Source organism: Micromonospora sp. S4605, from assembly GCF_003176715.1.
Classification (GTDB): domain Bacteria; phylum Actinomycetota; class Actinomycetes; order Mycobacteriales; family Micromonosporaceae; genus Micromonospora; species Micromonospora echinaurantiaca.
Map to the genome: position 1 here is coordinate 1 of NZ_QGSW01000465.1, position 16,677 is coordinate 16,677.

The following is a 16,677-nucleotide window of genomic DNA, read 5'->3' on the forward strand; positions in this document are numbered from 1 at the left end:
GGGCTAGGCGGGGCCGAGGAGGTCCCAGAGGTTGCCGGTGAGGTCGCGGAAGACGGCGACGCGGCCGTAGCGCTCGGTGCGCGGCGGGCGGACGAACTCGACGCCGGCGTCGACCATCCGGCGGTAGGTGGCGTCGAAGTCGTCGACCTGGAGGAAGAAGCCGACCCGGCCGGCGACCTGGTCGCCGACCGCCGCCTGCTGCCGGTCGCCGTCGGCGCGGGCCAGCAGCAGCCCCGTTCCGCCGCCGGGCGGGCGGACCACCACCCAGCGCTTGGGCCGGCCGTCGTTGGTCAGCGACGGCGAGTCCTCGGCCAGTTCGAAGCCGAGCACCTCGGTGAAGAACGCGATCGCCGGGTCGTACTCGGCGACGACGAGGGTGACCAGGTCGATCCGGGCGGCCACGGGTGGTCAGGCCAGCAGCGTCGGCAGCCGGCGCTCGACCACCGGGAGCACGTCGGCCACGGTGACCGGGCCGCCCAGCTCGGCGGTGAGCGAGGTGACCCCGGCGTCGCGGATGCCGCACGGCACGATCCGGTCGAAATGACCCAGGTCGCAGTCGCAGTTGATGGAGAAGCCGTGCAGGGTCACCCCGCGGGCGACCCGGATGCCGATGGCGGCGACCTTCCGGGCCGGGCCCCGGTCGTCCGCCGGCACCCACACCCCGCTGCGCCCCTCGACCCGGCCGGCGGCCAGCCCGAACTCGGCGCACACGTCGATCAGCAGCTGCTCGGTGCGGCGGACGTACGCGACCACGTCCACCGGGTCGGGCAGGCGCAGGATCGGGTAGCCGACCAGCTGCCCCGGACCGTGCCAGGTGATCTTGCCGCCGCGGTCGACGTCGATGACCGGGGTGCCGTCCAGCGGGCGGTCCCACGGTTCGGTCCGCTTGCCCGCGGTGTAGACGCTCGGGTGCTCCAGCAACAGCACGGTGTCGCCGCGCTCGCCGGCCACCACCGACTCGTGCAGCCGGCGCTGCTCGTCCCAGGCGGCCTGGTAGTCGAGGACACCGGCGCGGACGGCCGTGAGGCCGGGGGTCGTCGTGGTCACGCGTTCAGCCTAGACCCGTACTCGCCGGTCACCTGGGGTGAGCCGGCTCACCGCGGGGCACGTCCCGGCGGCCGTCCAAGCGCCATTCCCGCCCGGCACGATGACGCCGGTGGGGCGTGATCGAGGCCGGCGTGGTGCGGTCAGGTCGGCGGCACCCGCCACACCCAGACGTCGTCCACCCGCTGCGGCTCGCCGAGCAGCGCGGTCACGGTGCGGCGCACGGCGTCCTCGTGCACGTCGTACTTCGCCCCGTGCACCCGGTCCGGCAGCACCACGATCTCGACCCGCCAGTACCGCAGGTCGGCCCGGGCCTCGGTGATGGAGCCCGCGGTGATGATCGGCACCAGGCCGTACCGGCCGGCCTGGTCCACCAGCGCACCGAACGGGCGGGGGACCGGGCCGATCCGGCCCCGGCCGTCCGGCCCGCCCGGTCCCAGGAAGAACCCCGACGGGATGGCGAACTCCCCCTGCCGGTGCGCGAGGGCGTACGCCTGCCAGCGCTGGCCGTCCGGGTAGATGTCCAGGGTCAGCGGCACCGGGGTGAGCACCCCGCCCGGCGAGACGTACTCCCGCCAGGTGCCGGCGGTGATGAACCGCGGGATCGGCTCGCGCTCGACGGTCAGCAGCGGGGTCGGCACCAGCGGCACCAGCGCGGCGGCGAAGCCGATTCCCCAGGCCAGCCGCGTCGACCGGCGCCGGGGCGGGTGGGCTTGCAACTGGTCGACGGCGTACGCCAGCAGCAGCCCGATCATCGGGGTCACCACCAGCGCCAGCCGCGCCGGCAGGGCGGCGTTCACCACCGGCAGGTGCCCGACCAGGTCGAAGGGCATCGGCAGGTCGGTGCGGCGGCCGTCGACCTTGGCCTCCGGCCCGAAGGAGAGCACGGTGAAGACCACCGCGGTGGCGCCGATCGCCCACAGGGTGGCCCGCCGGCCCGGGTCCGCGCGCCGCCACAGCGCCACGAAGCAGGCCACCGCCAGCACCAGCAGCGGTACGCCGAAGAAGGAGTTCTCCTCGGTCGGGTTCGGCGCCAGCCAGGTGCCCAGCCCCACCTCGCCGGCCAGCGAGCGGCGCGGGTACGCCCCGAACGAGACCACGTCCTCGGAGTGGATCACCGCGTCGAAGCCGGTGCCGTGGAACCGCTGCGGTCCGGCGAAGTGCAGCCAGAGCGGGTAGGCCAGCAGCACCCCGGCCACCACGGCGGTGACCGCCAGCCCGCGCAGGAGGTTGGGCAGCGCGGCCCGGGCCTCGGCGCGGCGGGCCGGGTGCAGCGCCCAGACGGCGAGGAAGACGCCGAGCGCGAGCGCGGTGAAGAAGAGCCCCTCGGCCGCGATGGAGAAGGCGACGGCGACGAGCACGCCGAGCACCACCCCGTTGCGCAGCAGGTGCTCCCGGCGGCGCAGCGCGAAGACCCGCCAGACCAGCAGCGGTACCAGCCAACCGGCGGTCCAGTTCAGATGGGCGTTGGCGTGCGAGACCATGCCGGGGGAGAAGGCGATGAACAGCGCGCCGACCGCGGCGGCGAGCGGGCTGCGGACCAGGTGCCGGGAGAGCAGCCAGTACCAGGCCAGCGCGGTGGCGACCAGGTTGAGGGTGAGGATCACCAGGAACGTCGCGGGCGGCCCGATCAGGTAGGTCAGCGGGGCGAAGACCGCCGCGTACACCGTGATCGACGTGTTGACCGCGAGGTTCACCCCGTCCGGCACGTTGATCAGATTGGTGAAGAGCGGGTTCTCCCCGTGGGTCAGCGCGTGGCCGCCGAAGGCCAGCAGCCACTCGAACAGCGCCTGGTCGCTGGAGTTGACGGTGATGGTGCGGACGTTCGGGTCCCGCCACAGGCCGCTGGTCACCCAGAGGGCGAGCGCCAGCGCGGCCAGCGCCACGTACAGGTCGGCCCGCCGGTTGCGGGCGACGCGCGGCGGCGAGGCGGGCGAGGGCGCCAGAGACGGGGAGATCGGCACGCAGCGGACGTTACCAATCGGACCTGGACACGCCGGTCAGACCCGGAAGCTGGGCGCCGCGGTGTCGGGGTCGTTCGCTTGCGCCGGCGGGCCGACCAACCGGAACGCCTGCTCGCGGTCGCTGCCGGGCCGCCGGCGCACACCTCGACGACAGTGAATGTGTGAACGTGCCCCATGTCACACCGTCGACTCATCGACGTAACGTCGCGGCAATTCGCGGGTGACCCAGTTCACAACCCCGACAGGAGGCCCCCGTGCGCCGCTCTCCATCCCTGCTCGCCCGGCTCACCGGCGCTGTCGCCGGGGCCGTACTCGTCGCCGCGGCGGCGCTGACCGTCGCCGCACCCGCCCAGGCCGCCAGCCTCACCCAGGTCACCGGCTTCGGTTCGAACCCCGGCAACCTCGCCATGTACGCCTACCGGCCGGACAACCTGCCGGCGAACGCCCCGGCCGTGGTACTGCTGCACGGCTGCACCCAGAACGCCGCCGGCTACTTCGCCAACTCCGGCTGGCAGAAGTACGCCGACCAGTGGAAGTTCGCCCTGATCGTGCCGGAGCAGAAGTCCGCCAACAACGCCAACACCTGCTTCAACTGGTTCGAGACCGGGGACACCGCCCGGGGTCAGGGTGAGGCGCTGTCGATCAAGCAGATGGTCGACCACGCCAAGAGCAGCTACGGCACCGCCGCCAACCGGGTCTACGTCAGCGGGCTCTCCGCCGGCGGGGCGATGAGCGCGGTCATGCTCGCCACCTACCCGGACGTCTTCGCCGCCGGTTCGGTGATCGCCGGCATTCCCTACCGCTGCGCCACCGGAATGGTGAACGCCTTCTCCTGCATGAGCCCGGGGGTGGACAAGACCCCCGCGCAGTGGGGCGACCTGGTGCGCAACGCCCACGCCGGCTATTCCGGGTCACGCCCGAGGGTCGCGGTCTGGCACGGCACCAGCGACTACACGGTGGCGGTGGCGAACGCGACCGTGTCCCGGGACCAGTGGACCAACGTGCTCGGCGTGTCACAGACCCCGACCAGCACCGCCCAGCTGCCCGGCGGCACCAGCCTCGAGGTGTACGGCAACGACGCCGTCCGCCTCTACCGGGTCTCCGGGATGGGGCACGGCACCCCGGTCGACCCCGGCTCCGGCGCCGAGCAGTGCGGCAGCGCCGCCGCGTACTTCCTGGACACCATCTGCTCGACCTACCGGGACGCGGTCTTCTTCGGCCTGAACGGCGGCGGCACCGACCCGGCCACCTGCGTCACGGCCAGCAACTACGCGCACGTCAGCGCCGGCCGCGCCTACCACTCCGGCGGCTACGCCTACGCCAACGGCTCCAACCAGCGGATGGGCCTCTACAACACCTTCTACACGACCACCCTCAAGCAGACCGGCCCCAACCACTGGGTGATCGGCTGCTGACCCCACCCCCGAGTGCGGAGGGCCCTTCCGGTGGGAGGGCCCTTCCGGCGGGAGGGGCCCTCCGTGTCACTCGGCGAGGGCGGCGCGCAGCGCGCTGGCCAGGTCCGGGTGGCGGTAGGTGAAGCCGGCGGCGGTGAGGGCGGCGGGCAGGACGCGGGAGCTGGAGAGGGCCTCGACGGAGAAGCCGCCGAGCACCACCTTCAGCGCCAGCGCCGGGATCGGCATGAACGCCGGGCGGTGCAGCTGCCGGGCCAGCTCGCGGGTGAACTCGGCGTTGGTCGACGGCGCCGGACCGACCACGTTGACCGGTCCGGCGACGGTGTCGGAGTCGAGCAGGAACCGGGTCGCCGCCAGCCAGTCCGCCATCGAGATCCAGGGCCACCACTGCCGGCCGCTGCCCAGCTTGCCGGAGATGCCCAGCCGCATCGGCAGCAGCTGCGGCTTGAGCATCCCGCCGTCGCGGTGCAGCGGCAGCCCGATCCGCATCCGCACGACCCGTAGGCCCGCGTCCTCGGCCGGCCGGGTCGCGGCCTCCCAGACCCGGCAGACGTCGGCCAGGAAGCCCTCGCCGGCCGGCGCGTCCTCCTCCACCGCCCGGTCGCCGGTGTCGCCGTACCAGCCGACGGCCGACGCGTTGAGCAGCGCCTTCGGCCGGTCCGCCGCCGGCAGGCCGGCGATGGTGATCGCCAGCGTGGTGGTGGTGTCCACCCGGCTGGACCGGATGAGCTGCCGGTACGCGTCGTTCCAGCGCCGGTCGCCGACCCCGGCGCCGGCCAGGTTGACCACCGCGTCGGACTCGCCGACCACCGCCGGGTCGAGCTGCGCCGCCGACGGGTTCCACTGCCGTTCGTCCGGGCCGCGGGGTGGACGCCGGACCAGCCGGGTGACCTGGTGCCCGTCGGCGACGAGCCGATCGGCCAGGCGGGTGCCGAGGAAGCCGGACGCGCCGGCCATCAGGATCCGCATGCTCATATCTTCGGATACGGGAGGCGACCCGGATGCGTTGAGTCGCGTGGAGCTTCTCTCAACCCACCGGTGACGGCTGCCGCAGGTCGGCCAGCAGTCGCTCGACCTCCGCGTACGCGTCGTCGGGCAGCGGGCCGAGGGCGAGCGTGGCGAAGTTCTCCGCGGCCTGGGCCACGGTGCGGCAGCCCGGGATCGGTACCGTCCGTGGGCTGCGGGCCAGCAGCCAGCCGAGCGCGCCCTGGCCGAGGGTACGGCCGTCCGCGGTGAGCGCCGCCCGGATCTGCTCGACCCGGGCCGCCCAGGCCGGCGTCGGCCGCCCGTCGGTGAACCAGACCAGCCACTCCGGCGCCATCCCGCGTACGTCGTCCCGCCCGACCGCCCGGGTCGAGCCGGTGAGCAGCCCCATCGCCAGCGGCCCCCGGTTCAGGCTGGCCAGGTCGTACGCCTCGCAGACGGCCAGCGTCGCGGCATTATCCAGCAGCACCGACTGGTCGTGCTGGATCGCCGCGCAGTGCGGGCCGGCCTGCGCGAACGCCGCCGCCGAGGCGGGGTTGTCGGTGCTCCACCCGTACGCCCGGATCTTGCCCTGGCCGACCAGGTCCTCCAGCGTGTCGACCAGGTCGAGCGCGGCGGTGGCCGGCAGGTCGTTGATGTGCAGTTGGTAGAGGTCGACGTGGTCGGTGCCGAGCCGGCGCAGCGACTCCTCCAGGCTCTGCACGCAGTAGGCGGGGCTGGCGTCGGTGCCGATCCACCGCCGGGACGCCTCGTCGGCGCGGTTGCCGAACTTGGTGGCGATCACCGCCCGGTCGCGGCGGCCGGCGAGCGCCCGGCCGAGGATCCGCTCGCTGTGCCCGGCGCCGTAGTTGCTGGCGGTGTCGAAGAGCGTCACGCCCGCGTCGAGCGCGGCGTGGATGGTGCGGACGGACTCGTCGTCGTCGACCTCGCCCCAGCCGAACGGCTGGCCGCCGTCGCCCCACAGTGGTCCACCGATCGCCCAGCACCCCATGCCGAGCGCGCTGACCTCGATTCCGCTGCGACCCAGTGTCCGTGTCATCGTCATGCGCCCAGCTTTCAACCTGGAGCGCGCTCCAGGTCAAGCGTTACGCTGCCGCCATGTCCGGCTACGCCCCCTCCGAAGCCGCCCGGCGCAGTGGCTTCAGCCTTGACACCCTCCGGTACTACGAGAAGATCGGCCTGCTCAGCGGCGTCGGCCGCACCTCGGGTGGGCGGCGGGTCTTCACCGACGAGGACCTCAGCTGGCTGGTGCTGTTCCGCTGCCTGCGCGACACCGGCATGCCGATCGCCGAGATGTGCCGCTACGCCGAACTCGCCCGGGCGGGCGACCACACCACCGACGAGCGGAAGGCGCTGCTCCAGCGGCACGCCGAGCGCGTCGAGGAGCAGATGCGCCTGCTCCAACGCCAGTACGACCACCTCCGCGAGAAGATCCGCTTCTACGACCGCCGGTGAGCGGCCTGCCCCGATGATCGGATGACGTTCCGCAGGGGCTGAACCGGCCCTGCGCCCTGCTCCCGATCAGACGATCATGGGGCGGCGGGCGGCGAGGGCTAGGTGACGGCGGCTGAGGCGAGGAGGGCCGCGGTGGGGAGGGTCAGGAGGCCGCCGTCGCGGAAGTCGTCGGTGAGGCGGTCGTACTGGGCGCGGATGCGGGCGACCGCCTCCGGTGGCTGGTCCGCCATCAGCAGCCCCAGCGCGCCGATGCCGTTGGCCGGGCCGCTCCACCAGTCCTCGGGGTCGGTGCGGTGCACCCAGCTGAGCGTCTCGCACCGCACGTCGGTCAGCCCGACCCCGGTCAGCAGGCCGGACAGGCCCTCGGCGGTGCGCGGGAAGTCCTTGTCCGCATCGAGCCTCGGCATCACCGCCGGCCGTTCGACGCCCGCCGCGTCGAAGATCTGGCCCCAGAGCCGCTGAAGCGGCGGCGGGGGATGGGGCCAGATGGTCACCGCGATCCGGCCCGGAGCCCGGACCACGCGGCGCAGCTCGGCCAACGCTGCCGCGGGATCGCCGACGTGGTTCAGCACGAAGTTGGCGACGGCCGCGTCGACGTGGTCGTCGGGAAACGGCAGGTGGGGCAGCGCCGCCTGCCGCACCTCCTCGGCCGCGGGGACCCGGCGGCGTGCCGCCTCGACCATGCTGGGCTCGGCGTCGACGGCGATGACGGTGGCGCCCCGGGCGTGCGCCAGGGCCGCCACCGTCCCGGGCCCGGTGCCGGCGTCCAGCACTCGCGTGCCGGCTGCGACGCCGGCGGCATCCAGCAACGACACTGCCGGATGGGCGCAGAGGGCGGCGAAACTGCGCTCGTACGCTGCGGCGCGCCCGGCCCAGCGGGACCGCTCATGATCGTCGAAGGCTGTCGTCACCGGTCCGCCCAGAGGTAGATCTTGAGTGCCTCAACCTAGCGGATCGTCAATTGCTGTGCGGGGATGTGCATCGCGCCGACGACATCGTGCCCGCGCTGCAGGTCGATGCCAGCGACGTTGAATATTCCTGTGTGGCATAAATATGCCTGTGTGGCATGAACACCACTCACGTGTTGGGGCGACCGCCACATCGCCGCCGGAAGGGTCGGTCACTCAGCCGCCGTTCGCCAGGCGAGCCAGCACCGGGGCGAGCGGGTCGAGCGCGTCGGCGCGTACGACGAAGCGGGTGACGCCCCAGCGGCGCCGGTGCTCGGCGACCGCGGCGACGATCTCGTCCTCGGTGCCGATCAGCACGAACGGGGTGGCCAGCAGTTCGGCGGCGGTCAGGCCGGTCTCCTCGGCGGTCTTCGCGGCAGCCGCCTCGGCGTCGTCGGTCACCACGACCTGCTGCACCAGGGCCTCCAGCACCGGCGGCTCGGCCCGCCCGGCCGCCCCGGCGGCCACGCACGCCAACTGGTGCTCGATCTCCGCCGCGCGCCAGCGCACCTCGTGCTGGTGCCCGTCGGGCAGGGTACGGCCCAGCCCGGCCAGCCCGACCACGTCGGCGTGCGCGCCCGCCCAGCGCAGCAGCGTGGAGTTCGCCCCGCCGAAGGTGAGCGGGATCCGCCGCTGAGCCGGGCGCGGGTTGTCCAGCCGGGCGGCCCGCATCGCCAGCTCCGGGGTGTCGACGCTGACCTCCTCGCCGTCGAGGAGGGCCCGCACCGCCTCGGCGACGGCCACGCAGCGGCGGACCCGGCCGGCGACGTCGGGGCGCTCGCGGCCGACCGCGCGCCACTCGGCCGGGGTGTGACCGGCACCGAGACCGAGCCGCGCCCGGCCGCCGGAGAGCAAATCGAGGGTGGCCACATCCGAGGCGAGCAGCATCGGCTCGCGGACCCCGGCGTTCGACACGTACGACCCGAGGCCGATCGTGGAGGTCACCGCGGCCGCCGCGGCGAGGGCGACGAAGGGCGACGCGACCGCGCCGGGGTGGTCGGCGGCGAGCAGCGCGTCGTAGCCGGCCGCCTCGGCCCGCCGGGCGAGGTCGAGCCAGCCCGGGCCGTCGGTGGGCTGGGCCTGGAGGGAGAAGATCGCCATTCGCCCACCCTGCCGCCCGCGCGGCCCGACCGGCCACCCGGTCCGCCTCGATTCTGCTACCGGCATATCCTCGCGGCGGGTCGTCGACAGCCTTATGGGCGGCGGAGCGGCTGGATCGTGATCAGCTCTTCCAGGCCGAGGAAGTCACTCGGGTTGGTGGTATAGAGCGGCAGGCCGTTCGCATAGGCGATGGAAGCGATCATCAGGTCCGCGAGCCGACGGCGGGTGGTGCGTCCGGTGGCGAGGACGGCGCCGGTGATCATGCCGAAGGCCCGGGCGGCCTCAGCGTCGAACGGCAGCGGCTCGAAGGTGGCCTCGGCATGCTGGAGAACGCTGGTCCGTCGGGCGCGCTCGACCCGGTCGTCGGCGTGATGCGGGCCGGCGGAGAGTTCGGCGAGCGTGACGGCGCTGATCACCAATTCCTCGGGCAGTTCCTGCGGATCGAGGGCGCCGAGATGGATGACGATGTTGGTGTCGATCAGGCCGCGGACGGGCGAGTCACCACTCACGACTGAACGGGTCCTGCTCGACCGACGAGTCGATGTCACGACGGAACTTCTCCGCGTCGAGTTGTGGCGCGGTGGCGAAGGCGGCGAGCACCTCGGCGCGCGGCACGAAGGTGCGCCGGCGGAGCGGAATGAGCTTGCCTATCGGTGTGCCGTTACGGGTGATGGTGAAAGACTCCCCGCGCTCGACTCCACGCATGATCGCGCCGGACTCGTTGCGGAGTTCGCGCTGCGTAATCTCTCGATGAGCGTGCTCGGCCACACTGAGCAGTGTAGTCGGGTGTGCTACAAGGTGCTACGGCTTAGGTCGACGGCTCGTTCTCGGTGTGGTCGTGCCAGCGGGCGCGGACGGCGGCCTCGTGCGCCTCGTGCTCGGCCTTCTCCTGGAAGACCACGTCACGCAGGGCGCGCCGGGAGTCGGCCATCACCACCACCTCGACCGTCACCAGCCCCACGCAGATCGCGGTCAGCAGGGCGAGCGCGGCGAGCCCGGGCAGCCGCCCGGCGACCGGGATGGCGGCGATCAGCAGCACCACCGTGCCGAGCCGGCTCCAGGAGAGCGTGTGCAGGGTGCGCAGTTGGAAGAGCATGTTGGCGGAGAGGTAGCAGACAACGCCGCCGAAGAGCAGCTCGACGCCCGGGCCGTGCGGCGGCTCGGACAGCGGCACGTGGGGGTTGGCGACGTCGTGCACGATCTCCTCGGCGCCCAGCGCGAACAGGATGATGCCGGCGATCATCACGAGGTAGAAATAGGCGTAGGCGTCCCGCGCCATGGCGACCCGGGAGCGGCCCTTCGCCACGTGCAGCGCGATCCGGGCGGCCGGCCCGACCACGTCGTAGTGCGCCCACCAGAGCGCGGCGGTGAAGAAGATGCCGAGCACCGCCGCCGCGACGGCCGGCCAGGTCGGCGGCTGGCCGAGCAGGTTGCTGCCGACGCCGACCGAGATCACCGACTCGCCCAGGGCGATGATCAGGATGAGGTCGTACCGCTCGGTCCAGTGTTCCGCCGAGGTCACCGTCCAGCCCCAGGCCCCGGCGACCAGACCCATGCCGTACTGGAGCACGACCACGCTGACCCAGAGGCCGTCCCGCACCCCGTCGGCGAGGCCGGGATCGTCGATCAGCGGTGGGATCAGCGCGGCGGCGACGAGCAGCAGCGTGCTGGCCACCAGTTCGGGCGAGTACTTCAGCAGCAGCCGGCGCTCGCCGGGCCGCTCCTTGGCGACGTGCCAGTAGAGCAGCAGGTGCACGGCCCGGATCACCAGGTAGCTGATCGCGACCACCATCGGCCCGGCGGCCATCTCCTGCGTCGGGTCGAACGCCTGGGGCAGCGAGAGCGCGAAGCAGAACAGGGCCGCCATGGCGAGGACCATCAGCGCCGGGACGAAGCCCTCGCCGAGCCGGACCCGGGTGGCCACCACGCAGTGCACCACCCAGACCCACCAGAGCACGGCGAGCACCAGCATGGCGTGCAGCAGGCTGCGGCCGGTGACGTCCATCGCGGTGGCCCGGGTGATGATGAAGAACGAGAAGACGAAGACCAGGTCGAAGAAGAGCTCGAACCGGTCCACCCGGGCGCCGGGGGCGATCGAGATGGCTGGGCCCAACCGTCCGCGCCACCGGTCTCCGCCCATCAACCCACTGTCGCAGCGCGCCCACCACCGGGGAGGCCAAATTCGGCTCAGCCCGGCGCCCGGTACCGCAGGCCGTCCATCAACAGGTCGAGCAGTCGGCTCGCCTGCTCCCGCTGGGCCGGCTCACCCGCGGCGAGGGAGACCCCGCTCAGCCCGGCCAGCACGTCCTCCGGCCGGACGTCCGACCGCACCGCGCCGGCCGCGGCGGCCGCGTCGAGCAGCCGGGTGAGCGTGGCGATCAGCCGGTCGCGGCTCTGCGCGTACGGGTTGCTGCCGGCGGCGATCACCATCCGCAGCGCGTCAGCCATGCCGCGCTTGGTGGCGAGGTAGTCGACGAACCGGTCCATCCAGGCCCGGGTGGCCGCATCGGGCGGCAACTGCCCGAGCAGGTCCTCCGCCGAGTCGCAGAGCTTGGCCAACTCGTTGCGGTACGCCGCCTCGACCAGCGCCTCCCGGGTGGGGAAGTGGCGGTAGAGGGTGCCGATGCCGACCCCGGCGTCCTTGGCCACGGCGTCCAGGGTTACCTCCGCGCCCGGTCGGGAAAACGCCCGTACCGCGGCGTCGAGCAGTCGCTCGCGGTTGCGTCGCGCGTCGGCGCGCAACGGTCGGGGGGCGTTCTCCGGCACGGCTCCTCCTGGTGTCGTCCACGGCCCGCAGGTCGGCGTCCACGGCCCGCAGGTCGGCGTCCGGCTCGCGGGACCGGTTGGCAAACGGAGGCTCCTCCGGTTAGTCTCGACCGTAACGGAGGGTCCTCCGCTTCTCATCGTAGCGGCCGGGTGCGGGTCCGCGCCGGGCCGGACAAGGACGGATCATGACTACCAGCACACCTGTCAGCACGCCCTTCACCCGCGAGAGCACGGCCCTGGAGGTGGTGCGGGGCATCGACCTCGCCGGGCGGCGAGCCGTCGTCACCGGCGGCGCTTCCGGCATCGGCGTGGAGACCGCCCGCGCGCTCGCCGCCGCCGGAGCCGACGTCACCCTGGCGGTACGCAACCCCGAGGCCGGCCAGCGGGCCGCCGCGGAGATCACCGGCAGTACGGGCAACGACCGGGTCCTCGTCGCCCCGCTCGACCTGGCCGACCTGGCGTCGGTGGCCACCTTCGTGTCGACCTGGGACGGCCCGCTGCACATCCTGGTCAACAACGCCGGCATCATGGCCTCCCCGGAGATGCGCACCCCGCAGGGCTGGGAGATGCAGTTCGCCACCAACCACCTGGGCCACTTCGCGCTGACCACCGGGCTGCACCGGTCGCTGGCCGCGGCCGGCGGCGCGCGCGTCGTCTCGGTCAGCTCGGCCGCCCACCTGCGCTCGCCGGTGGTCTTCGAGGACATCCACTTCGCGCGCCGCCCGTACGACCCGTGGCTGGCGTACGGGCAGTCCAAGACGGCCAACGTGCTCTTCGCGGTGGACGCGACCCGACGCTGGGCCGACGACGGCATCCTGGTCAACGCGCTGATGCCGGGCGCGATCCGGACCAACCTCCAGCGCTACGTCAGCGACGAGGAACTGGCCCGGATGCGGGCGCAGAGCGGCGGCGGGGCCGCGCAGTGGAAGACCCCGGAGCAGGGCGCCGCCACCTCGGTGCTGGTCGCCACGTCGCCGCTGCTGAACGGCGTCGGCGGACGCTACTTCGAGGACTGCCAGGAGGCCGGCCCGAACCAGCCGGGCACCCGCACCGGCTACGCCCCGTACGCCCGGGACCCGGAGGCCGCCGAGCGGCTCTGGCAGGTCACGGAGGAGACCCTGCGGGCGGCCTGACCGCCCGCAGGCACGACGAAAAGGGCGCCCCGGTCACCGGGGCGCCCTTTCGCGTACTACCGAACTACAGGCCGAGCTCGGCCTCGAAGTTGCCGGCCTCCAGCCGCTCCTTGACCGCGGCCAGGAACCGCGCCGCGTCGGCGCCGTCGATCAGCCGGTGGTCGTAGGAGAGGGCCAGGTAGATCATCGACCGGACCGCGACCACCTCGCCCAGCTCCGGGTCGTTGACCACGACCGGGCGCTTGACCACGGCACCCGTGCCGAGCATCGCCGACTGCGGCGACGGCACGATCGGGGTGTCGAACAGGGCGCCCCGGCTGCCGGTGTTGGTCAGCGTGAAGGTCGCCCCGGCGATCTCGTCCGGGCTGATCTTGTTGGTCCGGGTGCGCTCGGCCAGGTCGGCCACCCGCTTGGCGATCCCGCCCAGGTTCAGGTCACCGGCGTTGTGGATGACCGGCACCAGCAGGCCCCGCTCGGTGTCCACGGCGATGCCGAGGTGCTCCGCGTCCGGGTAGGTGATCGTCCCGCCCTCGAGGTCCATCCGGGCGTTGACGATCGGGTACGTCTGCAGCGCCTCGATCGCCGCGAGGGCGAAGAACGGCAGGAAGGACAGCTTCACGCCGTGCCGCTGGAGGAAGGAGTCCTTGGCCCGGGCCCGCAGCTTGGCGATCTTGGTGACGTCCACCTCGACCACCGTGGTGAGCTGCGCCATCTCGTGCAGCGACTCGTGCATCCGCGTGGCGATGGCCTTGCGGATCCGCGGCAGCTTCTCGGTGGTGCCCCGCTTCGTGCTCGGGGTCGGCTTCGCGGCCGGCTTGGCCGGGGCCGCCGCCGGGGCCGGCTGCGCCGGAGCCGGAGCCGCCTTGGCCCGCTCGGCCGCCTCCAGCACGTCCTGCTTGCGGATCCGGCCACCCACGCCGGTGCCGTTCACCGAGGACAGGTCGACGCCGTGCTCGCTGGCCAGCTTGCGCACCAGCGGGGTCACGTAGCCGGCCGCCTCCTCGCCCCCACCCTGGGCGGGCGCGGACGGGCGCTGCGGGGTCGCCGTGGGGGCCGGGGGAGTGGCCCGCTGCTCGGCCTGCGCCGGCTGGGCCGCGACCTCGGCCTCCGCCGCCGGCTCGTTGTAGGACAACCCCGGCGTCGGCTCCTGCACCTGCGGCTCGGGCTTCGGCTCCGGCTTGGGCTCGGGCTTGGCCTCGGCCTTGGGCTCCGGCTTCGCCTCGGGCTGCGGCTTCGGCTCGGGCTTCGCCTCGGCCGGAGCCGCGCCGGCGGCACCGATCACGGCCAGCTCGGCGCCGACCGCGGCGGTCTCGTCCTCGGCGACCTTGATCTCCAGGACGGTGCCGGCGACCGGGGACGGGATCTCGGTGTCCACCTTGTCGGTGGAGACCTCCAGCAGCGGCTCGTCCGCCTCGACGGTCTCGCCGACCTGCTTGAGCCAGCGGGTGACCGTACCCTCGGTGACGCTCTCGCCGAGGGCCGGCATGGTGACCGGCGTGCCCCCGCCCGACGGCGCCGGGGCGGCCTGGGCCGGCGCCGGCTCCTCGACGGCCGGCTGCTCGGCCTCGGCCTGCGGCTCCGCGGCCGCCTCGGCGGCCTGCTCGGCCGGCTGCTCCTGCTGCGGGGCGGCCTCGCCGCCGCCGGCCGCCTCGCCCTCACCGGAGATCACGGCCAGCTCGCTGCCGACCTCGGCGGTCTCGTCCTCGCCGACCACGATCCGGCTCAGCACACCCGCCGCGGGGGACGGGATCTCGGTGTCGACCTTGTCCGTCGACACCTCGAGCAGCGGCTCGTCGACCTCGACGGTGTCGCCCTCCTGCTTGAGCCAGCGCGTGACGGTGCCCTCGGTGACGCTCTCGCCGAGCCGGGGCATGGTGACCGATACCGGCATCTCTTAAGACTCCTTCATTCCCCTGGTGCGATCTCGCCCGTCTGCCGCCGGACGCCGCGGAATCAGTTCTCGATCAGGCGTGCGCGTGCAGCGGCTTGCCGGCGAGGGCCAGGTGCGCCTCGCCCAGGGCCTCGTTCTGCGTCGGGTGGGCGTGCACGAGCTGCGCCACCTCGGCCGGGTACGCCTCCCAGTTGTAGATGAGCTGCGCCTCGCCGACCAGCTCACCGACCCGGGCGCCGACCATGTGCACGCCGACCACCGGGCCGTCCTCCACCCGGACCAGCTTCACGAAGCCGGCCGTCTTGAGGATCTGGCTCTTGCCGTTGCCACCCAGGTTGTAGTTGTACGTCTTGACCTTGTCGGCGCCGTACTGCTCCTTGGCCTTCGCCTCGGTGAGGCCGACCGACGCCAGCTCCGGGTCGGAGTAGGTGACCCGCGGGATGCCGGCCTCGTCGATCACGGCCGGGTTCTGGCCGGCGATCTCCTCGGCGACGAAGATGCCCTGCTGGAAGCCGCGGTGCGCGAGCTGGAGGCCGGGCACGATGTCGCCGACCGCGTAGACGTTCGGCACGCTGGTGCGCAGCCGCTCGTCGGTCAGCACGTAGCCGCGGTCCATCTTGACGCCCTGCTCCTCGTAGCCGAGGTTGGCGGTGTTCGGGCCGCGGCCGACGGCCACCAGCAGCAGTTCGGCCTCGACGGTCTCGCCGCCGGCGATGGTCACCTTGACGCCGTTGTCGGTCTTCTCGACCTTCTCGAACGGCTTGCCGACCTTGAAGTTGATCTTCCGCTTGCGGAAGGCCCGCTCCAGCGCCTTCGACGACTCCTCGTCCTCGGCGGCCACCAGCCGGGGCAGCGCCTCGATGATCGTCACGTCCACGCCGAAGGACTTCCACACGCTGGCGAACTCGACGCCGATCACGCCGCCGCCGAGCACGATCGCCGAGGACGGGACCCGGTCCAGGGTCAGCGCGTGGTCGCTGGTGATGATCCGCTCGCCGTCGATCTCCAGGCCGGGCAGGCTCTTGGCGTACGAGCCGGAGGCCAGCACGACGTTGCGGCCGGTGTAGCGCTTGCCGTCGACCTCGACGACGTTCTTGCCGACCAGCTTGCCGGCGCCGGCCACGAAGGTGATGTTCTTGGCGCCGCCGACCAGGCCCTGCAGACCCTTGTAGAGCCGGGCGATGACGCCGTCCTTGTACGAGTTGACCGCCGCCATGTCGATGCCGACCAGCTCGGCCTTCACGCCGAACTGCTCCGACTCGCGGGTCTGGTCGGCGATCTCGGCGGCGTGCAGCAGGGCCTTGGTCGGGATGCAGCCGTTGTGCAGGCAGGTGCCGCCGAGCTTGCCCTTCTCGACCAGCGCGACGGAGAGGTTCAGCTGGGCGGCCCGCAGCGCCGCCGCGTAGCCGCCGCTGCCACCTCCGAGGATGACGATGTCGAAGGTTGCGTCGTTCGGCTCGCTCACGTCCAACTCCCAGGTCGCGTCGCTGCATCGGGGGTCACGGCGGGGTCACACGGACACACCCCACCTCGGTCATCTTGTCACCACCGGGCACAGGGCGCGTAGTGAGGTGCCCAACGACACGTCCGTGACACGTACGCTTGGCGCGACCTTCGATGGACGCACTGTGGGGAGACGGGTCGGTGGGACTGTTCCGACGACGCAAGCAGGCGCGCGCGACGAGCCTCGACCGCGCCGCCGATAGCGCCGATCTGGAGCATCTTGAGAACTTTGTCCGGACCAGGCGCGGGGTCGAGGCGTACATCGAGCCGCGGACCACGGTCACCGAGACCACGGTGATGCTGATCGCCGACGACGGGGAGTGGACCCGCCGCCGGATCGACGGCCCGGACGGCGCCCGCCGGTTCGCCCACCGGATGGGCATCCCCGTCTACGACGTCCGCCTGATGGGCTATCCCCAGCGGATGCGCGACTTCAACGAACGCCGCAAGCGCCGCCCCGACCTCTACTGCTGTCTC

At 72.8% G+C, this 16,677-nt stretch carries 17 protein-coding genes; 4 read left to right on the plus strand and 13 right to left on the minus strand.

What is annotated here, in order from left to right; translation table 11 throughout:
- Nucleotides 1-3: 3 nt before the first annotated feature.
- The 3 genes from DLJ47_RS34325 to DLJ47_RS34335 form a co-directional block, all read right to left on the minus strand.
- Complete coding sequence (locus DLJ47_RS34325) at nucleotides 4-402, minus strand: VOC family protein (protein ID WP_109906403.1); 399 nt, start codon at nucleotides 400-402, stop codon at nucleotides 4-6.
- A 6-nt stretch (nucleotides 403-408) separates the two neighbouring features.
- A complete protein-coding gene (gene lipB, locus DLJ47_RS34330; RefSeq protein WP_109906405.1) occupies nucleotides 409-1,047 on the minus strand; it encodes a lipoyl(octanoyl) transferase LipB in 639 nt (212 codons plus the stop codon).
- A gap of 140 nt (nucleotides 1,048-1,187) precedes the next feature.
- Nucleotides 1,188-3,008: a DUF2079 domain-containing protein gene (locus DLJ47_RS34335; RefSeq protein ID WP_109906407.1), complete on the minus strand. Its 1,821-nt coding sequence runs from the start codon at nucleotides 3,006-3,008 to the stop codon at nucleotides 1,188-1,190.
- A 254-nt stretch (nucleotides 3,009-3,262) separates the two neighbouring features.
- Here DLJ47_RS34335 and DLJ47_RS34340 point away from each other — a divergent pair, with 254 nt between their 5' ends.
- Nucleotides 3,263-4,423, plus strand: coding sequence for an extracellular catalytic domain type 1 short-chain-length polyhydroxyalkanoate depolymerase (locus DLJ47_RS34340; RefSeq protein ID WP_109906409.1), 1,161 nt, complete (start codon nucleotides 3,263-3,265; stop codon nucleotides 4,421-4,423).
- Between the two features lie 66 nt (nucleotides 4,424-4,489).
- Here DLJ47_RS34340 and DLJ47_RS34345 read toward each other — a convergent pair whose 3' ends face one another.
- Both DLJ47_RS34345 and DLJ47_RS34350 read right to left on the minus strand, forming a co-directional pair.
- Nucleotides 4,490-5,389 carry a TIGR01777 family oxidoreductase gene (locus tag DLJ47_RS34345; protein ID WP_109906433.1) on the minus strand — a complete coding sequence of 300 codons (900 nt, stop codon included), beginning with the start codon at nucleotides 5,387-5,389 and terminating at the stop codon, nucleotides 4,490-4,492.
- Between the two features lie 58 nt (nucleotides 5,390-5,447).
- The gene (locus DLJ47_RS34350; protein ID WP_109906411.1) at nucleotides 5,448-6,449 is read right to left on the minus strand and encodes an aldo/keto reductase; all 1,002 of its coding nucleotides are present in this window, start codon (nucleotides 6,447-6,449) and stop codon (nucleotides 5,448-5,450) included.
- A gap of 53 nt (nucleotides 6,450-6,502) precedes the next feature.
- On the opposite strand from DLJ47_RS34350, the gene DLJ47_RS34355 reads away from it, so the two are divergent.
- Nucleotides 6,503-6,859: a MerR family transcriptional regulator gene (locus DLJ47_RS34355; RefSeq protein ID WP_109906413.1), complete on the plus strand. Its 357-nt coding sequence runs from the start codon at nucleotides 6,503-6,505 to the stop codon at nucleotides 6,857-6,859.
- Between the two features lie 98 nt (nucleotides 6,860-6,957).
- Here DLJ47_RS34355 and DLJ47_RS34360 read toward each other — a convergent pair whose 3' ends face one another.
- The 6 genes from DLJ47_RS34360 to DLJ47_RS34385 form a co-directional block, all read right to left on the minus strand.
- Nucleotides 6,958-7,770 carry a class I SAM-dependent methyltransferase gene (locus DLJ47_RS34360; protein WP_109906415.1) on the minus strand — a complete coding sequence of 271 codons (813 nt, stop codon included), beginning with the start codon at nucleotides 7,768-7,770 and terminating at the stop codon, nucleotides 6,958-6,960.
- Nucleotides 7,771-7,983: 213 nt separating this feature from the next.
- The gene (locus DLJ47_RS34365; protein WP_109906417.1) at nucleotides 7,984-8,907 is read right to left on the minus strand and encodes a TIGR03621 family F420-dependent LLM class oxidoreductase; all 924 of its coding nucleotides are present in this window, start codon (nucleotides 8,905-8,907) and stop codon (nucleotides 7,984-7,986) included.
- Between the two features lie 92 nt (nucleotides 8,908-8,999).
- The gene (locus DLJ47_RS34370; RefSeq protein ID WP_109906419.1) at nucleotides 9,000-9,416 is read right to left on the minus strand and encodes a type II toxin-antitoxin system VapC family toxin; all 417 of its coding nucleotides are present in this window, start codon (nucleotides 9,414-9,416) and stop codon (nucleotides 9,000-9,002) included.
- Complete coding sequence (locus DLJ47_RS34375) at nucleotides 9,406-9,675, minus strand: type II toxin-antitoxin system Phd/YefM family antitoxin (RefSeq protein ID WP_233258176.1); 270 nt, start codon at nucleotides 9,673-9,675, stop codon at nucleotides 9,406-9,408. The genes DLJ47_RS34370 and DLJ47_RS34375 overlap by 11 nt, the downstream gene beginning before the upstream one ends.
- Before the next feature lie 40 nt (nucleotides 9,676-9,715).
- Nucleotides 9,716-11,047 (minus strand): low temperature requirement protein A, encoded by a 1,332-nt coding sequence (locus DLJ47_RS34380; RefSeq protein ID WP_109906423.1) that lies wholly within the window; start codon nucleotides 11,045-11,047, stop codon nucleotides 9,716-9,718.
- 47 nt (nucleotides 11,048-11,094) lie between these two features.
- A complete protein-coding gene (locus DLJ47_RS34385) occupies nucleotides 11,095-11,673 on the minus strand; it encodes a TetR/AcrR family transcriptional regulator (protein ID WP_199236127.1) in 579 nt (192 codons plus the stop codon).
- A 185-nt stretch (nucleotides 11,674-11,858) separates the two neighbouring features.
- Here DLJ47_RS34385 and DLJ47_RS34390 point away from each other — a divergent pair, with 185 nt between their 5' ends.
- Nucleotides 11,859-12,806, plus strand: a complete 948-nt coding sequence (locus DLJ47_RS34390) for an SDR family NAD(P)-dependent oxidoreductase (protein WP_109906427.1) — start codon at nucleotides 11,859-11,861, stop codon at nucleotides 12,804-12,806.
- 64 nt (nucleotides 12,807-12,870) lie between these two features.
- Here the strand turns inward: DLJ47_RS34390 and sucB are convergent, their stop codons facing one another.
- Nucleotides 12,871-14,697 carry a 2-oxoglutarate dehydrogenase, E2 component, dihydrolipoamide succinyltransferase gene (sucB, locus tag DLJ47_RS34395; RefSeq protein WP_109906429.1) on the minus strand — a complete coding sequence of 609 codons (1,827 nt, stop codon included), beginning with the start codon at nucleotides 14,695-14,697 and terminating at the stop codon, nucleotides 12,871-12,873.
- Nucleotides 14,698-14,770: 73 nt separating this feature from the next.
- Nucleotides 14,771-16,162, minus strand: coding sequence for a dihydrolipoyl dehydrogenase (lpdA, locus tag DLJ47_RS34400; protein ID WP_109906431.1), 1,392 nt, complete (start codon nucleotides 16,160-16,162; stop codon nucleotides 14,771-14,773).
- Between the two features lie 179 nt (nucleotides 16,163-16,341).
- Here lpdA and DLJ47_RS34405 point away from each other — a divergent pair.
- On the plus strand, nucleotides 16,342-16,677 hold a 336-nt coding region (locus DLJ47_RS34405), incomplete at its 3' end, for a hypothetical protein (protein ID WP_109906435.1).

Coding starts and splice junctions, on each gene's coding strand:
- DLJ47_RS34345 (WP_109906433.1), bottom strand. CDS start 5,389: ATGCGGATCCTGATGGCCGGCGCGTCCGGCTTCCTCGGCACCCGCCTG.
- DLJ47_RS34350 (WP_109906411.1), bottom strand. CDS start 6,449: ATGACGATGACACGGACACTGGGTCGCAGCGGAATCGAGGTCAGCGCG.
- DLJ47_RS34355 (WP_109906413.1), top strand. CDS start 6,503: ATGTCCGGCTACGCCCCCTCCGAAGCCGCCCGGCGCAGTGGCTTCAGC.
- DLJ47_RS34365 (WP_109906417.1), bottom strand. CDS start 8,907: ATGGCGATCTTCTCCCTCCAGGCCCAGCCCACCGACGGCCCGGGCTGG.
- DLJ47_RS34380 (WP_109906423.1), bottom strand. CDS start 11,047: ATGGGCGGAGACCGGTGGCGCGGACGGTTGGGCCCAGCCATCTCGATC.
- DLJ47_RS34390 (WP_109906427.1), top strand. CDS start 11,859: ATGACTACCAGCACACCTGTCAGCACGCCCTTCACCCGCGAGAGCACG.
- sucB (WP_109906429.1), bottom strand. CDS start 14,697: ATGCCGGTATCGGTCACCATGCCCCGGCTCGGCGAGAGCGTCACCGAG.